The 21220-nt window shown below is 47.7% G+C and carries 16 protein-coding genes and 1 pseudogene; 16 read left to right on the forward strand and 1 reads right to left on the reverse strand.

The window, feature by feature from the left end; translation table 11 throughout:
• The 5 genes and pseudogenes from ACUC6J_RS05850 to ACUC6J_RS05870 all read left to right on the forward strand — a co-directional run bounded on the left by ACUC6J_RS05850 (position 1) and on the right by ACUC6J_RS05870 (position 5672).
• Positions 1-1005, forward strand: a complete 1005-nt coding sequence (locus ACUC6J_RS05850; protein WP_025364249.1) for an ABC transporter permease — start codon at positions 1-3, stop codon at positions 1003-1005.
• A 35-nt stretch (positions 1006-1040) separates the two neighbouring features.
• Entirely contained in the window at positions 1041-1952 is a 912-nt protein-coding gene (gene nikC / locus ACUC6J_RS05855) for a nickel transporter permease (protein ID WP_019686396.1), read from the forward strand.
• 281 nt (positions 1953-2233) lie between these two features.
• Positions 2234-3649, forward strand: a complete 1416-nt coding sequence (locus ACUC6J_RS05860) for a deoxyguanosinetriphosphate triphosphohydrolase family protein (protein ID WP_016821269.1) — start codon at positions 2234-2236, stop codon at positions 3647-3649.
• A gap of 71 nt (positions 3650-3720) precedes the next feature.
• A pseudogene (locus tag ACUC6J_RS05865) lies at positions 3721-4664 on the forward strand (MsnO8 family LLM class oxidoreductase).
• A 21-nt stretch (positions 4665-4685) separates the two neighbouring features.
• The gene (locus ACUC6J_RS05870) at positions 4686-5672 is read left to right on the forward strand and encodes an RNA methyltransferase (protein ID WP_447249914.1); all 987 of its coding nucleotides are present in this window, start codon (positions 4686-4688) and stop codon (positions 5670-5672) included.
• A gap of 4 nt (positions 5673-5676) precedes the next feature.
• Here ACUC6J_RS05870 and ACUC6J_RS05875 read toward each other — a convergent pair whose 3' ends face one another.
• Positions 5677-6633: a D-2-hydroxyacid dehydrogenase gene (locus ACUC6J_RS05875; RefSeq protein ID WP_447249915.1), complete on the reverse strand. Its 957-nt coding sequence runs from the start codon at positions 6631-6633 to the stop codon at positions 5677-5679.
• A gap of 226 nt (positions 6634-6859) precedes the next feature.
• On the opposite strand from ACUC6J_RS05875, the gene thpR reads away from it, so the two are divergent.
• The 11 genes from thpR (at position 6860) to ACUC6J_RS05930 (ending at position 21211) form a co-directional block, all read left to right on the forward strand.
• Positions 6860-7426, forward strand: a complete 567-nt coding sequence (thpR, locus tag ACUC6J_RS05880; protein ID WP_447249916.1) for an RNA 2',3'-cyclic phosphodiesterase — start codon at positions 6860-6862, stop codon at positions 7424-7426.
• A gap of 111 nt (positions 7427-7537) precedes the next feature.
• Entirely contained in the window at positions 7538-8350 is an 813-nt protein-coding gene (locus ACUC6J_RS05885; RefSeq protein ID WP_016821264.1) for a cell wall hydrolase, read from the forward strand.
• Positions 8351-8520: 170 nt separating this feature from the next.
• Positions 8521-9204, forward strand: a complete 684-nt coding sequence (locus ACUC6J_RS05890) for a metal-dependent hydrolase (protein WP_017426450.1) — start codon at positions 8521-8523, stop codon at positions 9202-9204.
• Between the two features lie 461 nt (positions 9205-9665).
• Entirely contained in the window at positions 9666-14264 is a 4599-nt protein-coding gene (gene gltB / locus ACUC6J_RS05895) for a glutamate synthase large subunit (protein ID WP_044785745.1), read from the forward strand.
• 322 nt (positions 14265-14586) lie between these two features.
• Positions 14587-16224, forward strand: a complete 1638-nt coding sequence (locus ACUC6J_RS05900; RefSeq protein WP_013369810.1) for a sensor histidine kinase — start codon at positions 14587-14589, stop codon at positions 16222-16224.
• Between the two features lie 116 nt (positions 16225-16340).
• Positions 16341-16985, forward strand: a complete 645-nt coding sequence (locus ACUC6J_RS05905; RefSeq protein ID WP_013369811.1) for a response regulator — start codon at positions 16341-16343, stop codon at positions 16983-16985.
• Between the two features lie 277 nt (positions 16986-17262).
• Complete coding sequence (locus ACUC6J_RS05910; protein ID WP_013369812.1) at positions 17263-18006, forward strand: YveK family protein; 744 nt, start codon at positions 17263-17265, stop codon at positions 18004-18006.
• On the forward strand, positions 17990-18628 hold the full coding sequence (locus ACUC6J_RS05915) for a CpsD/CapB family tyrosine-protein kinase (protein ID WP_016821260.1): 639 nt from the start codon (positions 17990-17992) through the stop codon (positions 18626-18628). The genes ACUC6J_RS05910 and ACUC6J_RS05915 overlap by 17 nt, the downstream gene beginning before the upstream one ends.
• Positions 18629-18670: 42 nt before the next feature.
• Positions 18671-19561, forward strand: a complete 891-nt coding sequence (gene galU, locus ACUC6J_RS05920; RefSeq protein ID WP_025364257.1) for a UTP--glucose-1-phosphate uridylyltransferase GalU — start codon at positions 18671-18673, stop codon at positions 19559-19561.
• A 16-nt stretch (positions 19562-19577) separates the two neighbouring features.
• Positions 19578-20276: a sugar transferase gene (locus ACUC6J_RS05925; protein WP_013369815.1), complete on the forward strand. Its 699-nt coding sequence runs from the start codon at positions 19578-19580 to the stop codon at positions 20274-20276.
• Positions 20276-21211 carry a glycosyltransferase gene (locus tag ACUC6J_RS05930; RefSeq protein WP_019686405.1) on the forward strand — a complete coding sequence of 312 codons (936 nt, stop codon included), beginning with the start codon at positions 20276-20278 and terminating at the stop codon, positions 21209-21211. Before ACUC6J_RS05925 ends, ACUC6J_RS05930 begins: the two co-directional genes overlap by 1 nt.
• The last annotated feature ends 9 nt before the right edge of the window (positions 21212-21220 follow it).

The raw sequence follows: 21220 nt of genomic DNA on the forward strand, positions 1-21220 counted from the left end.
ATGAACTCATATATTGTAAAAAGGCTGGCCATATTGATTCCCGTATTGCTGGGCATGACGCTTATCGTGTTTTCGATTATTCATGCTATTCCCGGTGATCCGGCGGAAACAATACTGGGGGACAAGGCCACGGAGCAGTCCAAACAGGCGCTGCGTGAGCAATTAGGGCTGAATAAGCCGTGGTTACAGCAATATGGGACCTATCTAAGTGAGCTGGCACGAGGGGACTTGGGCGATTCGATTCGCACCCGGCAGCCGATTGCCCGGGAAATGGTCCCTTATCTGGCGGCTACGCTAGAGTTGACGGTAGCAAGCATGTTTTTTGCCGTTGTCGTGGGTATGAATGCAGGCATCGTAAGTGCCTGGAAGCGTAACTCTTGGTTTGACTATGTCAGCATGGTCATTGCCCTGGTCGGAGTATCGATGCCGATTTTTTGGCTGGGCTTGATGGAGCAGTGGATCTTTGCTAATAAGCTGCATTGGCTCCCTTCCATTGGACGTATGAATTCTCGTGATCCGGTGGAAGCTGTGACACATTTAGCCGTGATTGATGCGGTCATAGGTGGACGTATGGATCAGGTATGGACCGTCATCAAGCATTTGATCCTGCCCAGTATCGCACTGGGAACGATTCCAATGGCGGTCATAGCGCGTATTACCCGTTCCAGCATGCTGGAGGTGATGGATGCGGACTATATCCGAACGGCTCGGGCGAAGGGGCTGGCATCTTTTCAAGTCGTATACAAACATGCGCTTAAAAATGCTGCGATCCCTGTGCTTACTGTCATCGGTCTTCAGACAGGATCGTTACTGGGAGGCGCCGTACTGACAGAGACCATATTTGCCTGGCCCGGCATCGGACGGTACATTTTTGAAGCGATCAGTTCGCGTGACTATCCGGTTATCCAAAGCGGAATTCTAATCATTGCGTTCCTGTTCGTCATCATTAATCTGATTGTCGATTTGCTGTATGCTGTTCTCGACCGGCGTATTCGTTATCAGTAATCAAGTCGTCAATTGGTCAAGGGGGAGCATGTCCGATGTCACAATTTTCAATCGAACCCAATAACATACCGACAACACGCAATACATTGGCGCATTTGCCTGTGGTGTCGGGCCCTTGGAGAGACGCGTGGAGAGCGTTCCGTCACAATAAAATGGCGTTCGTCGGTCTCAGCATTATTATCTTCTTTGTCATCATTGCTTTGATCGCGCCCTGGATTGCTCCTTTTGACTATAAAGAGCAAAATTTGGTGAGCCGCTTGCAGCCTCCTTCCGCAGAGCATTGGTTCGGTACCGATGATCTTGGCCGAGATTTGCTGACTCGTACGCTGTATGGCGCCAGAATCTCGTTATGGGTCGGTTTCTTGTCCGTTATTGGTTCCATGATTGTAGGAACTGCCTTAGGATTAATTGCTGGATTTTATGGAAAATGGGCTGATATGATCATCTCACGCCTATTCGACATTTTACTGGCATTTCCGGGGATTTTGCTGGCAATTGCTATTGTGGCCATTCTGGGGCCTTCGTTGGAAAATGCGTTATACGCCATTGCCATTGTCAATGTGCCAACGTATGGACGATTGGTTCGCTCCAAGGTGCTGAGTGTCAAAACGGAGGAGTATATTACGTCTGCCAGAGCGCTTGGAGCTAATAATCGGCGAATCATACTCCGTTATATTTTGCCTAATAGCCTGACGCCGATCATCGTACAAGGAACATTGGGGATCGGAACGGCTATTATTGAAGCAGCAGCGCTCGGATTTCTGGGCTTGGGTGCACAACCTCCTGAGCCCGAGTGGGGCAAAATGCTGTCCGATTCGCGGCAATATATCCAAAATGCGCCGTGGACAGTTATTTTTCCGGGGATATCTATCATGCTGACCGTATTGGGCTTTAATCTGATGGGTGATGGCCTGCGGGATGTTTTGGACCCAAGAGCGAAGCGTTAGGGTAAAAATAGCGAGGTATATAAACAGCATCATTCCGTCTACACCGTTTTCCATACACATTTTTTAGTTTTACTTATATACTTCTATTTAAATAGAAGAAAAGAGGTGTTCCCTGAATCTGGTAGCTGGGGAACACCTTTTTATATGACTTTTGTTTACGTTTAGTGTACTTCGATTCATCCCGCTATGGCCTGCAATCTTCTCCGTAAGTCATGTGAACTTTCCTGAGGCGTGAAAAAAATGTATAATCACTCCAATTGAGTACGTAGGGAGTGGGCTTTATGACATGGCAAAATAAAAGAGAGCATCGACAATTTGCGGAGCAGACACGGAGCGACGCTTCACGGGCAGCATATGAACGGGATTATTCCCGATTGATCCATTCACCGACTTTCCGTCGGTTGCAGGGTAAATCACAAGTATTTGGCGCAGGCACAGGAGATTATTATCGCACACGGCTGACACATTCGTTGGAGGTAGCGCAAATTGCGCGTGAGGCAGCACGAAGCTTGCTGCGCCGTCATCCAGAGGTAGAGTTGGAACAGGCGGATAACGCAGGACTGATCATTGACCCTGAGGTGGTGGAGTGTGCTTCGATCGCGCATGACTTTGGGCATCCACCGTTCGGACACAAGGGAGAAGAGGTGCTGGACGGGATTTTGGATCAACTGATTGAGACGAAGGTAGAAAAGATATCAGCTGCTGGCGGCTTTACGCCAGAGTCCAAGCGTGGGCTTGAGGCCTATGCACGCGAGCGAAGAATTTATGAACATTTTGAAGGGAATGCGCACAATTTTCGGCTGATTATGTTTTTGGAGAAGCGTGAGAATGTGGACGGTTTGAATTTGTCGGACGCTGTATTGCTCGGAATCAACAAATACCCGTATCCAGGGATTCTGAACAAAAAAGGGTTGTACCTGCATGAGTGGGAATATATACGTTCTATCCGCGAGGATTGGGGCATCCCTGACGGTAAAAAAACGCTGGAGGCCCAGCTCATGGATCTGTGCGACGATATTGCTTATTCCGCGCATGATTTGGAGGATGGGATTAAGGCAGGGAAAATTGAGGTGCACGAGCATTTCTTATATGACCCATATTTAATTCGTCTGATTACGGAGAAAATCACCACGTTGGAGGATAGCTTTTGGCAAGGTTGGCAACTGGCTGAGATTGAGCAGAAGGTTGCGGCAGTGCTAAGCGAATTTTTGAAGGTGTGGAATGGGAAGATGCCGATATGTGAACACGATTATTCTCGCACCCGCCGGGAGGTCAAAGCATACTGGGTCAGCCTGTTTGTCAGCAGCTTAGGTGTAATTGATGATGGAAACTGGAAAAAGGTAACCTTCGTACGGGATGGAAGCGAGGATTTGGATATGCTGCGCACGGTGAGTGTATTAAAAAGCTTTGCTTGGGTCACCATGATCCGCGATCTGCGCGTACAGCGTCTGCAAAAACGCAGTGAATGGATGCTTAGACGGTTATGGTTGGCTTTTCTGGACCCTGAAACATCCAAGTCCATTATTCCGACCGATTGGCTCCAGCGCTACGAGCGGGACCAGGCCAAGGCCAAACCAATCTGGACATGGGAGCATATGGTCATTGACTATATTGCAGGCATGACTGATGCTTTTGCTGAAAAAATTTATAATGAGTTATATGGCCTGAAGGTAGGTTCCATTTATGACCTGGACTAACGTTTTTATTTAACCCTATATAGTAGAAGAAACTTGTTTAGAACGGATAGAAGGGAGAGGAGAAGGCGTATATGCAACCTCAGTCTTTAGCTACTAACTCGTTGAATCTCGGTGTGCTTGATATGGTACCGCTGCTGCCCGGCAATCGTCCGGAGCAAGCAGTTCAATGGGCGGCAAAGCTGGCGAAACAGGCGGAAGCATGGGGATATACACGCTACTGGACCTCCGAACATCACGATATGGAGGGGCTGGCTTCCTCCAGTCCGGAAGTGCTGTTGTCTCATATCGGGGCGGTGACGACGACCATCCAACTGGGGCGGGGGCTATATTGCTCCCGCATTATAGTCCAGTCAAGGTCGCCGAAAGGTTTCATCTGCTGGCTGCTCTATATCCAGGCAGAGTCGAATTGGGTCTGGGGAGGGCCCCTGGCGGGGGGCCTCATGCTTCGATGGCACTAAGCGGCAATTTTCTTCAACATGTGACTGAGCTGCCACAGAAGATGGAAGCTCTATTGGCTTTGTTGGAAGGCACATATGAATATGAACAGATCCCCGTGTTTGCCCGTCCAATGCCAGAACAGCCGCCAGCGCTGTGGATGCTGGGTACCAACCGAAAAAGTGCCGAATATGCTGCGCAGTATTCAACGGGCTATGTATTCGGCCAATTTATGAGTGAACAGCAAACGGAAGAAATGCTAAGCATTTACCGCTCTAGCTTTCAACCGTCCACACGGATGGACAAGCCCCGTACTATGGTTGCTGTAGGAGCAGTATGTGCGTCGACAGATGAGTTGGCGCAGCAATGGGCTGCTCAGATTTCATTAGGCGATCCAGCGATCCGAGCCAGTTGGCTGGTGGGAACACCATCGGTTATTGCCGAACGGTTGCGTAGCTTGCAGATCAAATATAATAATGATGAGTTTCTGTTGGTCACGCCCATTCCCGATTATGAGCAGCGGCTTCATTCCTACCGACTAATAGCGGAGGCTGTGAATGGTAGTCTTGATTCCAAATGAAAAGATGAAAAGAGAACTGACATGAATAAATACAAAATCGATACAGATAAAATGAAACCTCGCTACATATATACCTATGCGTGTCATGAGACCGAGCGTGAATTGTGTCTTTTGGAACTAAAGTGCTTGTTCGGTCAACAGCCTGTGCATAGTTCCATGCTGTCGTCCCATCTTCGGCTGGAGCCGGGGATCAGCCCGTTTATCCATCTTCGTCTGGATATCATCATCGAGGCGGACACGCTGGAGGAGCTATGCGAGGCAGCTTCCATGTTACAGCTTGAGGAAGGAAAGACCTTTAAGGTGCTGTGCCTTAAAGAAGGGGACAATGAGGCTGATTATGACGAGCGGCGCGGGATAGAACGCCGGATTGGTGCACGTATTCAGGGGCAGGCGCAAATGAAGACACCGGATGTCACCCTAGGGGTCATACGGGTAGGAGAACGGTGGCTGATGGGCATGTGCGAGTATAGCGACAGATCGTGGCAGGAGCGTCGTCAGAAGCCGCAAAACTATTCTACTGGACTACCCGTTCTGGTAGCTAGAGCACTTGTGAATTTAGCAGCAACGGATATAACTGCATCTAAGGGAAAGTCAGACTCCTTGAAACTGCTGGACCCGTGTTGTGGTATGGGCAATGTAATGATTGAGGCATTGAGTATGGGCAAGGATATTCGCGGCTGTGATATCAACCCGTTGACGGTGCGTGGGGCACGAGTGAATTTACGCCATTTTGGATATGAAGAAGATCTGGTGAAACTGGGGGATATGAACATGCTCACAGGTAATTATGATGCAGCTATATTGGATATGCCTTATAACCTGTGCTCCGTGCTCCCTGCTGACGAACAAAAAAAGATGCTGCGCAGTCTGAGACGCCTGGCCGCGCGGGCAGTGATTGTGAGCACGGAGCCGATGGCAACATTGCTATCCGAGTCAGGCTGGACCGTTATGGAGCAATGCCGTATCTATAAGACAGGTATGAGTCGGGAAATCTGGCTCTGTAAGTAGCTTGTTAATATTGAGTTTTGTAGTTAACCAAATTCAGCGGTAGCTTCTGACCAGTAGCATAGGCCTTCAAATTAGTAAGAAAAATATTTACCGCTCGTTCAGCATATCGGTCTGTATCCCCTGCAATATGCGGCGTAATCAGGACATGCTCTAGGCCCCATAGTGGATGTGACGCAGGTAGCGGTTCTTCCTCGAATACATCCAGTCCGGCAAAGGCAATATGTTTTTGTTCCAGCGAGCGTACCAGCGCATCTGTATGAACAGTCTTGCCGCGACCGACATTAATGAAGAAGGCGCCTTTACGCATCGCTGCAAATGCTTTTTCGTCAAAGAAGTGATGGGTCTCTTCAGTGAATGGCAAAATATTAACCACAATATCCGCAACGCCCAATGCTTCATGTAGTTGTTCGTTTGTGTACATGTGTTCTACATGGGGAGCTTCCTTGCCGGAACGGCGAACCCCGATCACTCGCATGCCAAAGGCTTCTGCAATCCGAGCGGTTTCACGGCCAATTTCGCCAACGCCTGTAATCAACAGCGTTTTGCCACGTAATTCCGTCAGTTGACCTTCCGGTGGCTGCCATGTTTTCTGACGCTGCAAGAGAGCCGCTTGCTGTAAATAACGGGTATGCGATAGCAGCATTCCAAAGATCTGCTCTGTAATTGGAATCGCATGTACACCACTCGTATTCGTGAGTGCAATGTTGCGCTTTTCCAGTTCGGTAAGCGGGAGCTTATCAATCCCAGCCGACCAGGTTTGTATCCACTTTAGCTTGCTGTCTGGATGTAATGCTTCCTCGGCAATATGCTTGGACCAGCCTAGAATAACCTCGGCCTCACGGATCTGTTCAGTCTCCAATTCCTGGGCTTTGCCAATAATCAACTCGTAGCCTGGAGCCGCTGCACGAACCTGTTTTTTTTGATCATCCGTCAGTTGATGTAAACTTAAAATGCTTCCCATGATTCATAGCCTCCTCGATGTTTGATTCCTTGGAGTTTCCAATATATTCTGGCGAACCATCCCTTCAAGGATAACAGATTGTCGGAAAATTTGCATAAGAAGGGTAGAAACAAGCCCGCGGTGTCATCATATATAACAACAAGTGGCTTTACCCTGATTGGGGACCAACCAAACAGCTACTTTTTGGGATATGTAAGGGATATTTATAAGAAAGGAGAAGAGATTGATGAAAGGTGAATCGCAAAGACTCTTTACAGCGATAGCTCTCCCGGACCAGCACAAGAAGAAGTTACGTCATTGGGTAGAGCAGGATTTGAGTAATTTGTCTTTCCGCAAATGGAGTGACTTCAGAGATTACCACGTGACACTTCAGTTTCTGGGTGATGTGGCGAATTCGGTTATTCCAAAACTTGAGCAGGCTCTAGTTCATGCTGCAGCTGAGCATCGCCCGTTCACGCTTGACATGGGTCAAGCAGGCTTTTTTGGACGCGAAGATTTTCCGCGTGTACTATGGAGGGGAGTGACCGGGCAGCGAGAGTCACTGGATCAGCTGTACCAGTCCATACTTCGAGCTACCGAACCGCTGGGTTTTAAACCCGAGGAACGACCTTATCGACCTCATATCACTGTAGCACGTTCATATACAGGAGGGGAGCCTGTTTCAGCGTCTGTGTGGCAGTCAGATGACCAAAGCGGCGAGCCTTGGGAAGTGGGGGAATTTGTATTATATGCAACCCGAATGGGACAAAAACCAATGTACCAAATAATTCAAACATTCCCATTAATGAGGTGAAACCCTTGATCTATCAGCGAATTTAGTGATATAGTGTTTCAGCGTTATTCAAAAAGCGCATTTTGGGTTACATATCTGAGGAATGTGCTTAAAGTTAACGGGAGGAACATTATGGAAATCGTTAAAGAACATCGTTGGTTTGCACCTCTTTTGAGTGTGCTGCTTGTTTGTATATTGGGGATAGGCCTCTACGCTGAGGTTCAGCAAACACAGAATAATCATAAAAATGCACCTATGCAATCTCTGAGCTGGTCAGGGAACACTTCGGTTCCTACATATGGCGACAGGATGGGGACCCATAACGGGTCAAACAGGACAAGCCCCATCTTTGTCGCTGCTCATGGGCAGCCAAGCTGGAAAGAAATCATGCCGACTCCGTTACCCGCTTCCCAGATGAAGCAGGTGGAACAAGCTCGGAATAACGCTGTTACAGGCAAGAAAAAGCCTGAGGTCCAGCATAGCAAGTCCGCAATCCTAACCCCTCCTACAACCATCTACTTTACGAAGACAAAAATGCTCACTCAGGATGACAAGGCGTTGTCTACCTGGAGCTATCCTGTCTCCGCTAAAGAACTGCTCCTGCTGCAAAAAATAGTGATGGCAGAAGCAGAAGGCGAACCGTACGAAGGCAAAGTGGCAGTTGCCAACGTTGTCTTAAACCGGCTGCGGTCAGCCTCATTTCCCGATACGATTCAGGCAGTGATTTATCAAAAAGCGCAATTTAGTCCGGTTGCGAACGGGCGTCTTCGTCGTGTTCAGCCTAACCAGGACTGCATACGTGCAGTTACGGCCGCTTTGAATGGCCATAAAGCCGTGCCTGATAACACCTGTTTTTTCCTTTCGCTTACGTTGGCCCAGGACCTTACGGTTCATCATTCGCGTACCAAGGTGAAAACAATCGGTCATCATACCTTTTATAAATGAGCATTTAGTATAAATCCCATGAGCGACAAATAACAGCCCTTTCTAAACAACAGGGTTCAGCTTTGTGAGCGTATTTTGTGTGCGCAGGTGAAGCCGGTATGCAAAAGAGGTATAATTAGGTAAAGGAAAGTAACCTAAATAATAAAAGTGACAAAGGAGGCGTAAATGTTATGAAAATCACATATTATGGACATTCAGTTGTGTTGGTGGAGGCAGAGGGGAAGCGGATTATTATCGATCCTTTTTTGACGGGGAATCCTAAAGCAACCGTACAGGCCGAAGATATTCAGGTGGATGCAGTGCTGTTGACACACGGTCACGCCGATCATTTTGGTGATGCAGTTGAAATTGCCAAGCGCAATGATTGCCCTGTAATCGCGGTGGCGGAATTGGCTGAATATTGTGCATCCTTGGGAACCAAAGCTCACGGTATGAATCTGGGTGGTGGTCACCAATTTGACGGTTTTCATGTGAAATTTACGCTGGCGTTCCACAGTTCCTCTTTGACAGTGAACGGACAGACCATCTACATGGGAGAGCCTGCGGGGATTTTATTGACTATGGGAGGCAAAACATTTTTCCATGCAGGGGATACCGGCTTGTTTGGCGATATGCGTCTCATTGGAGAAACCAACTCCATTGATGCCGCAGTATTGCCGATCGGAGATGGTTATACAATGGGACCGGAGGATGCTTTGCTGGCAGCGAAATGGCTACGGGCAAGCCGCGTGATACCGGTGCATTACAATACTTTTCCCGGCATAGAGCAGGACGGAGACGGCTTCTGTGACCGTCTTCATAAAGAAGGTATTGAAGGGAAAGCATTGAAGCCAGGCGAAAGTCTCGAATTTTAATACGGTTTGTCGATTTGCGGGAATGTACATGATGGTCAGTATGTATATTAAACTCCTTTGTCAGCCTTTTCTGTTTCTTAGGAATAGAAAAGGCTGACTTTTTTAATGAATATTTATACATAAAAATGATATATTTTTGCATTGGTACGTTGAAGCTGTAATGTAAAAGATTTATTATCACAACCATAAAAACTTTGAATTGCTAACACAATAGGTCAATGATAAAATGATAGAACTAATTAGATTCATCAGTGGAATCGACGTGTTTGTCAAGTCAAGCCATTGCATAATTATTGAAAAACATACGCATTCGGCGGACCGTACCGCCTTGAATACGTCTTATGTTTTTTGTCCCCCATTCCTCGTAGTTGTTCTTTGATTTACCTCTTGTTGCCACTGTCTTCTATTCGGCCGCCTGTATTTCAGGCCAGCATGACTTTATAACAGAAAGGTTGCGTTCCATGAGACAGACAGGTTTACCACCCAAACAGGGACTATATGATCCCCAATTCGAAAAAGACGCCTGCGGCATGGGCTTTGTTGCCCACATCAAGGGAAAACCATCGCACGATATTGTAAGTCAGGCTTTGACCATGCTCGTAAACATGGAGCATCGGGGCGGTCAGGGAAGTGAACCAAACTCCGGTGACGGAGCAGGGATCATGATTCAGGTTCCGCATCTGTTTTTTCAAGAGGAAGCGGAGCGATTGGGCTTCAAATTGCCAAAGGCCGGACAATATGGCGTGGGTATGCTTTTTGTATCCAATGATCCAAAAGTTCGTGAGCTGCATGAGCAGAAGCTTAGAGAAATCATTGTGGACGAGGGCCAGAACTGTCTGGGCTTTCGCGATGTTCCAACTTATGACGAAATGCTGGGTAAATCGGCAAAAGCAGCTAAACCTGGCGTACGTCAGGTGTTCATCGGCCGCAGTAGCGATTTGAAGGAAGAACTGGATTTTGAACGGAAACTGTATGTCATTCGTAAACGTGCAGAGCTTGCTATTCGCTATAACCAAGAGGATATGAATGGTGAGTCGTTCTATATTCCAAGTTTGTCATGTCGCAAGGTTGTATACAAAGGAATGCTGACAACCGAGCAGGTAGGTAAATTTTACCTGGATTTGCAGGATGAGCGGGTGACATCGGCGATCGCGCTGGTCCATTCCCGTTTTAGTACGAATACGTTCCCGAGCTGGGACCGTGCGCATCCCTATCGTTTTATGATTCACAACGGTGAAATTAATACCATGCGCGGCAACGTAAACTGGATGCATGCACGTCAGGCACAATTTGAAAGTGAAGCGTTTGGCAACGATATCAAGAAGGTTAAACCTGTCATCAACCCAGATGGCTCGGATACAGCTATGTTTGATAATACGCTGGAGTTTCTGTATCTGAGTGGACGTTCGCTTCCTCATGTAGCCATGATGATGGTACCTGAGCCTTGGAACAAGCATGAGACCATGGACCCGAAGAAGCGGGCATTTTATGAATATCATAGCACCATGATGGAGCCGTGGGACGGACCTGCTGCGATGGCGTTTACAGACGGTATTCAAATCGGGGCGATTCTTGACCGCAACGGCCTGCGTCCTGCACGTTACTATGTGACCAAGGACGATCTGATTGCACTGTCATCTGAGGCGGGCGTATTGGATATTGCTCCTGAAAATGTGCTTTATAAGGATCGTCTCCGTCCAGGGCGTATGCTCCTGGTGGATACCCAAGAAGGTCGCATCGTTTCTGATGAAGAGTTAAAGGAGCGCATTGCATCCGAAGAACCTTATCAGCAGTGGCTGGATGAGCATTTGATTGATCTGGATGATCTACCTGAAGCACTGGAGCAGCCAGAGCCGAAACATGAAAATGTAAATCAGTTGCAGCTCGCTTTTGGATATACGTTTGAAGAACTACGCAAACTTCTGGAGCCGATGGCACTTACAGGTGCGGAACCGATTGGCTCAATGGGGTATGATGCTCCACTGGCGGTATTGTCTGACCGTCCGCAACGTTTGTACAATTACTTTAAACAAATGTTTGCTCAGGTTACCAACCCGCCGATTGACGCCATTCGTGAAGAAATAGTGACGTCAACTGCAACGACGATTGGACCAGAGCGCAATTTACTGCACCCAGAACCGGAAAGCTGTCGCCAGATTCGGTTGGATTCTCCGGTGCTGTCGAATGAAGAGTTTGCCAAAATTCGTCACGTACACCGTCCAGGCTTCAAATCCATGACCATTCCGATCTTCTTTGAAGCAAAAGAAGGTGCTGAGGGCCTGTACAAGGCGCTGGAAGGACTGTTTGAGGCGGCTGACCGTGTCATTGACAAAGGTCATAACATTCTGATTCTGTCTGACCGTGGAGTGGACGCAGAAAATGCAGCCATTCCGGCGTTGCTAGCTGTTTCCAGCCTGCATCACCATCTGATTAAGCAGGGTACACGCACACGTGTGAGCATTTTGCTGGAATCCGGGGAGCCAAGAGATATTCACCATTATGCGGTGCTTTTGGGCTACGGTGTGAGCGCGGTTAATCCGTATCTGGCGTTTGAAACGCTGGATGTCATGATTCAACAGGGCTTGCTGCGCGGCATCTCGCACGAAAAAGCAGTTAAAAATTATATTAAAGCGGCAACCAAGGGTGTCGTTAAAATATTGTCCAAAATGGGTATTTCCACGATTCAGTCGTACCGTGGAGCGCAAATTTTCGAGGCCGTAGGTCTGAAGCAGGATTTCGTTGACCGTTATTTCACATGGACGCCTTCCCGCATTGGCGGTATTGGTCTGGAGGAAGTGACGATGGAAGCGCTGGCCCACCATAACCGTGCTTTCACTGATAAGGACGGCAATGACAAGGTGCTCGATTCGGGCGGCGAATACCAATGGCGCAACGATGGAGAAGAGCACTTGTTTAACCCGCAAACAGTGCATTTACTCCAGCAGTCGGTTCGCTCGGGAGACTACGAGCTTTACAAGAAGTATACCAAGCTGGTACAGGGTGAATCTGAACAACATTTGACGATTCGTTCCATGCTTCAATTGAAGCCTGCTGGTGAGCCTGTGCCGCTGGATGAAGTGGAATCTGCTGCATCGATTATGCGTCGCTTTAAAACAGGGGCTATGTCTTTTGGCTCCATTAGCCAGGAAGCGCATGAAGATTTGGCGATTGCGATGAATCGGATCGGTGGCAAGAGCAACACGGGTGAGGGCGGGGAAAACCCTGCGCGTTTCATCCCGGATGCTAATGGTGATTCACGTCGCAGTTCGATCAAGCAGGTGGCATCTGGCCGATTTGGTGTCACGTCGAACTACTTGGTGAATGCTGACGAAATTCAGATTAAAATGGCGCAAGGCGCGAAGCCGGGCGAAGGTGGGCAATTACCAGGACGCAAGGTGTATCCTTGGGTCGCCGAGGTACGCGGTTCAACGCCAGGAGTAGGCCTGATTTCGCCACCACCGCATCACGATATTTATTCTATCGAGGATTTGGCAGAGCTCATCTATGATCTCAAAAACGCCAATCCACGTGCTGATATTAACGTAAAGCTGGTATCAGAGGTAGGTGTAGGCACGATTGCTACAGGGGTAGCCAAAGGCCGTGCTGACATTATTCTGGTCAGCGGTTATGACGGTGGTACAGGCGCTTCCCCGCAAGGCTCCATCCGCCATGCGGGTATGCCTTGGGAGCTGGGGCTGGCTGAGACGCATCAGACGCTCATGCTGAACAACCTGCGCGACCGCGTGGTACTGGAGACAGACGGTAAGATGCTGTCTGGACGTGATTTGGTCGTAGCTGCCCTGTTGGGTGCGGAAGAATACGGCTTCTCCACAGCGCCGCTCGTAGCGTTGGGCTGTATTATGATGCGGGTATGCCAAATGGATACCTGTCCGGTGGGTGTGGCTACGCAGAATCCAGAGTTGCGCAAAAATTATATGGGTGATCCAGCCCATGTGGTGAATTTTATGCGTTTCATCGCAGAAGATGTCCGTGAAATTATGGCGGAGCTGGGATTCCGCACGATTCAGGAAATGATTGGCCGTACGGATTGTCTGGATACCGTGAACGCCGATTCGCACTGGAAGAAGAAGGGCGTAGACCTGAGCTTGCTGCTGCATGTTCCTGAGTTGGAAGATGGAAGTGTACGTTACCGTGTACAGCGCCAAAACCACGGTCTGGAAGAAACACTTGATATGCAGAAGCTCGTACCGATGGCTGCGGAAGCACTGGAGAGCGGAACGCCTGTGGAGGGTACCTTGCCTATTACTAACGTGAATCGGGCGGTAGGTACGATTCTGGGCAGCGAGGTTACACGTAAGTATGGGGCGGCAGGTCTGCCTGAGGATACGATTCGCTTTAACTTCATTGGATCGGCAGGTCAGAGCTTCGGAGCCTTTATTCCGAAAGGTATCACGTTGAGCGTCGAAGGCGATAGCAATGACTATGTCGGTAAAGGGCTATCTGGCGGTAAAGTTATTGTAAAGAAATCTCACAAAGCGACCTTTAAGGCTGAAGAGAACATTATTATCGGAAATACAGCCTTGTATGGAGCGACCAGTGGTGAAGCTTATATTAACGGAATCGCAGGCGAGCGCTTTGCCGTTCGGAATTCCGGCGCACGTATTGTTGTTGAGGGCGTTGGTGATCATGGCTGCGAATACATGACGGGCGGACGTGTAGCTGTATTGGGTGGAACCGGACGGAACTTTGGAGCCGGGATGTCCGGAGGTATTGCATACGTCTATGATCCTGAAGGAACGTTCCTGAGCCGTTGTAATCTGGAGATGGTGTTGCTGGAAGATGTGGAGGACCCTGCAGAAGCAGCGGATTTGCGCGGCTTAATTCAGCGCCATGTCACTTACACGGGTAGTGAAGCAGGACAACGTATTTTGGATGAATGGCAGACTGCGATTCAGCAATTTGTACGGGTGATTCCAAAGGATTACAAGCGTATGGTTGAACAGATCCAAAAAGAAGAGGCGACCGGTTTGAGCGGGGATGAAGCTCTACTGGCAGCATTTGAAGCCAATATGCGTGAGTTGGCGCGTACCGGGGGCTAAAAAGCAGACCGCCAAATTCACTAAAAAGGACTTGCTGAATACCGCTGTTATAGTCACGGCGGTGCCAGCAAGTCCTTTTTTTAGGCTGATAAAAATGTGATTTATTACCTTGACAAACGTCATAAATTCTGACATTACCCCCAAAATGTTTTCCTGAAACGGTAAATATGTTATAAAAAGTACCAAATTTTTTGGAATGTAACCGTTTACGTAAGAGTTTATGTCTTGTTATTTATTTTTGGATTGGTTATGATTTTTTTAGAGTACGCAAACAAACCTAATATGCCCATCGTCCCTTCAAAACACAGAATAGGGTGACAGGATGAAGTTGAAGAAGTCAGCAGAAGACAAAATGATTTTTTTATACCGTTATGTATCATTATCTTTAACATCACTTGTTTTTCTGTTCGAAACATCTAGATTAATGGTATGGCAAAAGCTATTACTGATTGTTTTTCTATTTTTATCCGTTACAGCATTTACTTGGATTTACCGTAAATACAGACTTCATGATATGGTATTGAAATGCAGTATTGCACTAGAAACCGCAGGGATCATTTTGCTGTTATTCCCGACCGGAGGGATCAATAGCCCGTTCAAATGGTATGTGATTACTCCCATGCTGGTAGCTTGTGCTCATCTATCTATGAGGTACAGCTGGACGCTCCTACTTTCTTATATCGGTTTGGTGCTCACATTTTGTTATATCTTTTTTACACCAGGTCAATATTTTTTGTGGGATCTTATATTGCAGAACATTAATCTGTTTCTGGTATTGATCGTAACCACTATGGCAATGCAGGTTATTCGCGTCATGAAGGACGAACTGAAGGTGGCTAAAGAACAAGCCAATGAGACGATGGATCATATCAAGTCGATTTACCACATCATGGAGACGACCAGCCATAATGAGGCATTAAATCTAGGTCAGGTCATCTCGGATTACACTGTCAAGTTAACCAAGCAGAGCCGTGCATTTTTCTGGCTAGATAGTCAGGAGGAAGATGCGCCGGCAAGCAGCCAGACAGGCTGGACGGTAGAGGAAGAGGAACAGCTATTCGAGGAACTGGAGAATTACCGGGAGGAGTTCAGGGAAGAGCGCGAACCATTTTTCAGACATCTGCCGGAATGGGGCGACTTTCTCATGATCACCGTACCGATGACGACCCGCTTTGTAGCGACGATTGGCCTCAAGCTGGGACCGGATCAAAGTTTGACAGGAAGACGCTGGCTTGTGCAACAACTGATATTCTTAGCTGAGCTGAGTGCTGTGTTTTTGGAACGCTATGAGCTGGAGCGTATTGAGAATCAGTTGATTGTGACGAATGAGCAGAACCGGATTGCAAATGAAATGCATGACAATGTTTCACAAAGTCTTTTTGGTATTGTGTATGCAACGCATTCTCTCCGGCAGACTTGGTGCCATCAGCCTAAGGAGCAGGTGGAGGAACAAATTGATCTAATTCAGCAATCGGCCAATCAAGCGGTTAGAGAGCTGAAGGGGGCAATTCATAGTCTAAGCTCGAAAAAAAGCGGAGGATCAACTTGGTTGGGGACGGTGAAAAGTCATCTGCATACACTCTCCAAACTGAACCATGTACAAATTGATTTTGACATTCATGGTGATCATTATTCACTTCCGTATTTGTACCAAAAGGCTTTGTTCCGCATCATTTCCGAAGCGGCGGGGAACGCAATCCGTCATGGATTGGCCAAGCGAATTGATGTGAAGTTAAAATTGACGCCCCAAGTGATTAGACTGTCTATTCATGACGACGGAGTAGGGTTTGAGACGGCGAGAATGGTAGCAGGAGGTGAGGCGGTCAGTGCAGGCGGGGGCCTGGGCATGATGAATATGGAATATTTAGCTCAATCGATGGGAGGCGAATTTGATATTTCAAGTCGAATCGGAGAGGGAACACAGATCCGATTGTCCATTCCGGTAAATGCTTATGAATGAGGATTTTACAAAATCCTTAAATAAATTGTGTGAACATTCTGCAATACAAAATCTGCGGTAACAATCGGATACATAGGGATTATGCAAATCCTGAACTGTAGACAGGAGGCCGAATCATGAAAATTGTCATTGTCGATGATCATCCTTTAGTACGGAAAGGACTCGCTGCGGTTATATCCATGCAGCCCAATGTTCAGTTCGCGGGAGAGGCCCAGAATCAACAGGAAGCACTTGCGGTGATCGAGGAAACGGATCCGGATTTGGTGCTGCTGGATTTGAAATTAGCTGATGAATCAGGTCTGGATATTATCAAGATAGCGCGCGGACGCGGGTTCAGAAGCAAATTTATTTTGCTGACCTCTTCTGCAACACGTGAAGATTTTCTGAAAGCGGAGGAAGCCTCTGTGGACGGTTACGTGCTTAAGGAGGCTTTGCCTGAGGAACTAATTTACGCGATTCATCTTGTCAACAAAGGACGCAAATATTATGATCCGGCTATTCTCGAAAATAAGCTGCGTGAAGATGCTGGCAATCTCACGGACGACCTGACACCCAAGGAAAAGGAAGTGCTGGTCGAGCTGGGACAAGGGGCTTGCAATCGTGAAATAGCATCCCGGTTATTTATCAGTGAGTTCACCGTCAAAAAGCATGTCAGTCAGATCTTGGCCAAGCTGCGACTGGCAGATCGTACGCAGGCAGCATTATATGCCAATGCGATTGGTCTAGCGAAGTACGAGCCAACCAATATGATGATGCGCTAACCCCATAAGCTACGCAGTAGTTTCAATATGCGAGTGGTATAGAGAAATCCTCAAAATCACCAACTTTGGTGGTTTTGAGGATTTTTTCTTGTGTATTTACCATAATCGACAAAGTATGGTACAAAAGTATACCATGCCGTGTCCAAAAGTATACATCCCCCTTCCTCTGTAGTGAGGGAGAAAGTGCCGTTCGGTTCCATGTCGTTAATACAACGGATTGTTACAATTAGATCATACTTAAAATAAGAAGAGAAATTGTATGGGAGGGAGGATTTTTGTGGAGAAAACCATTTTGGATTATCTAGTCCTGATCAAAAAAAGATTGTGGTTGATTGCGATTTTTGTCATTCTCTCATGTGTAACGACTTACATTGTGAGCGACAATGTCGTAAAGCCAGTCTACTCCGCTTCAAGCCAACTGCTGGTTAATCATATTTCCGCCAAGCAGGGGAGTAACAATCTGAATGACGTCAACACAAGTCTTAATTTGGTGGAAAGCTACAAGCAAATTCTCACTTCACCTAAAATTATGGACGCTGTGGTAGCGACTCATCCTGAGTTCAATTTGACGTCGCAAAAGTTGGCAGAGAAGCTGCAAATTAAATCCTCGGATAAAAGTCAGGTAATCGGCTTGACGTTTGAGGCAGGGAATTATCCCCAGGCCGCAGCGGTTGTAAACGCAGTAACCCAGAAATTCGTGCAGACGGTTCCGGGATTGATGGAATTAAATAATGTGAAAATTTTAAATGAAGCGGACCCGCAAGCCAATCCTGACCCGATTAATGGGAATCCGCTCATGAATATTGCGATTAGTTTTCTCGTATCGCTGATGATTGCGCTGGGCACGATTGTGTTCCTGGAAAGCATTAACGGCACGCTGCGCACGGAAAAAGAAGCGGATGCAGACATCGGCATTCCGGTAATTGCATCGATTCCCGTCATTCGCAAGAAGGACATCGATGGAGTGGCCGGAAATTCCAAAGAACGGGTAGGGGAGCGTAAATATGCTGCGATTGAATGACATGTTGATTACAGAAAGTAATCCATCATCGTATATCTCGGAATCATTTCGATCCCTCCGTACATACATCCGGCAGCAGGTGGTCGGGCAAAAGGACCGTGGGACGGTTCTTTTGTTAACCTCGCCGGAAAGCGGAGCGGGGAAAACAACAATGATCGCCAACATCGGAGTTTCCTTTGCTCAAGAAGGCAAGAAGGTGGCTCTGGTGGATTGCAATCTGCATAAACCAGCGCTGCACGAGATATTCGGAATGGAGAATACCGGAGGTCTATCGGCTTATTTGCGCGGTGGGGCTTCTTCCAAATCTATCGTTAGGCATGGTGGGCTGGAACTATCGGTTGTTCCTGGTGGGGACAGTCTGTATAACGCAGCAGATCTGCTCGGTAGCGAACGTATGGCAGAGCTGTTGGAAGAACTCAAACGTGAATATGACATCATATTACTCGATTCGGCGCCAGCGCTGAATTATACGGATGCTCGCCTGATTGCAGGCTTGACGGATGGTGTGATTCTCGTTGCCAAACATGGCCGGACCAAACGGGAAGATCTACGCAAAACAAAGCAACTCATGGAGCAGGCTAGCGCGACGCTGGTTGGAATTGTGATGAATCAGGTGAAGTAAGCAACACCAAAATTCGATGAAGCAAGGAGAATGAGTGCGATGATGAAAAAAGTGAAAAAGGCCATTATTCCAGCAGCAGGATTGGGAACGCGCTTCCTCCCTGCCACCAAAGCAATGCCTAAGGAAATGCTCCCGATTATCAATAAGCCTACGATTCAATATATCGTGGAAGAAGCGATTGCTTCTGGTATCGAGGACATCATTATCGTTACGGGTAAAGGTAAACGTGCCATTGAGGACCACTTTGACAACGCATTTGAGCTGGAATCCAAACTGCTCGAGGACGGTAAGCTGAAGCTTCTGGAGGAAGTACAGCGTTCTTCAGGCGTGGAAATTCATTACATTCGCCAGAAAGAACCCAAAGGTCTTGGACATGCGGTATGGTGCGCAAGACGCTTTATCGGGGACGAGCCATTTGGTGTGCTGCTGGGCGACGATATCGTAACAGGTCAAAAACCTTGCCTGCGCCAGCTGATGGATCAATATGAGGAAACACAAAACTCTGTGATCGGTGTGCAGCGGGTACCACAGGAATTCACGAACCGGTATGGCATCATTGAACCGGACCAACAGGACGGACGATTGTACCGAGTGAATAATTTTATTGAAAAACCGGCTCCAGGCACAGCCCCATCCGATTTGGCTATTATGGGTCGCTATGTGTTCTCGCCGAAAATTTTCAAATATCTTGATCTTCAGGAAAAAGGAGCTGGCGGCGAAATTCAGTTGACGGATGCGATCCAAAAGCTGAATCAGAGTGAACGTGTGTACGCCTACGACTTTGAAGGCACGCGTTATGACGTAGGTGAACGTCTTGGATATATTTTAACCACTCTTGAATTTGCACTTGCCAGCGATGATTTGAAGTATCCGGTTATGGAGGCCATGAATGAATGGCTGAAAAAAACCGAGAAAGCAACCACAGCGGGTTGAGAGGAGGTACGTCAGCATGAGCATGGAAAATTTACCGGAGGATGGCGAGGCTGTCATGTCAGGTAAAGCGTTTTACATGCCATACGGAAATACACAAATTCAGGATAAAACGTCCTACCTGGTCACAAAACGCCTCCTTGATATGCTGCTGTCTTTTGTGGGTTTAATCGTATTGCTTCCATTGTTTGCAGTGGTGGCCATTCTGATTAAGCTCGAAGACCCAAAGGGAAGTGTGTTTTTCAAGCAAACTCGGGTGGGCAAGAATGAGAAGTTATTCGATATGTATAAATTCCGTTCAATGGTGTCCAATGCCGAGGAACTGAAAAAGGACCTGATGGAGCTGAATGAAGTGAGCGGCGCCATGTTCAAAATTAAAAACGATCCTCGGATCACGAAAATTGGCAGTTTTCTGCGCAAGACGAGTATTGATGAGATTCCGCAGCTGTGGAATGTGTTGGTTGGAGACATGACTTTAGTCGGTCCGCGTCCGCCGTTGCCCAGCGAGGTTGAGCAATACTCCGATTATGACAAGCAGCGCCTGATTGTAACACCGGGATGTACGGGTTACTGGCAGGTGAGCGCACGTAACAGTGTAGGCTTCGAAGAAATGGTGCAAATGGATTTGAAGTATATTCATGTTCGCAATACGTGGCTCGATCTGAAAATCATCATGAAAACAGGCGTTAAAATGCTGTTCTCCAAGGATGCTTACTGATGGATGCATTTAAGCGATGTCCCGCAGTGTCCGTCGTTATTTGCACCTATAACCGGGCGGACCTGCTGGAGAAAACGTTAATGTCTCTACTGAAGCTGGAAGACCTTGCACTGGCTGAGATCATTGTGGTCGATAACCGATCCACCGATCATACAGCAGCGACGATCAAAAGATTCACCGTTGCGCATGGTCAGCATATTCATCTTCGGTATCATTATGAGCGCGAACAAGGACTGTCTGCCGCTCGTAATGCTGGCATTACGTTATCAAAAGCAGACGTCATTGCTTTTCTGGATGATGATGCAATTCCGTGTGTTACATGGCTGCAAACGATTATGTCGGCCTTTGGGAACAATCCCGAGCTGACGGCTATGGGTGGGAAGATTGATCCTAAGTTTGAGACGGAACGCCCGAACTGGTTGACAGGACCGCTTGAACTGCCTTACACGATTATTGATCTGGGGAAATCCGTTCGGGAATATCCAGCGGGCCTGAATCCATTTGGAGCGAATATGGCTATGCGCAAAACGGCTTTCGCCGCCGTCATGTTCCCGCTTCACTTGGGCAGAAAGGGAGATATCCTACTATCTGGTGAAGAATCGTGGGTATTTGAGCAAATCCGTAAAAATGGTGGAACGATTATGTATCATCCGCACATGGCTGTAGAACATTTTGTTCCGGCTTCACGCTTAACGAGAGAATGGATTTTGAATCGCTACTATTGTCAGGGCATGTCTAATGCTGCTCAAGCTACAGGTCTGCGCGGCAACGCGGTGCTGATGGCAAAAGTGGCAGCCAAAGTGTTATACATCACGGTGGATTCCCTGCTGGCACGTACTGAGGGCAGGAAGCTGTTGAACCGGTGCAGGCTTGAAAATATCCGCGGAACGCTGGATACACTGCGCAACCGGAAAAGCGAGTCAGCTGCGGGGTGAAAGATTGAA

It is taken from the genome of Paenibacillus sp. JJ1683, assembly GCF_053006485.1.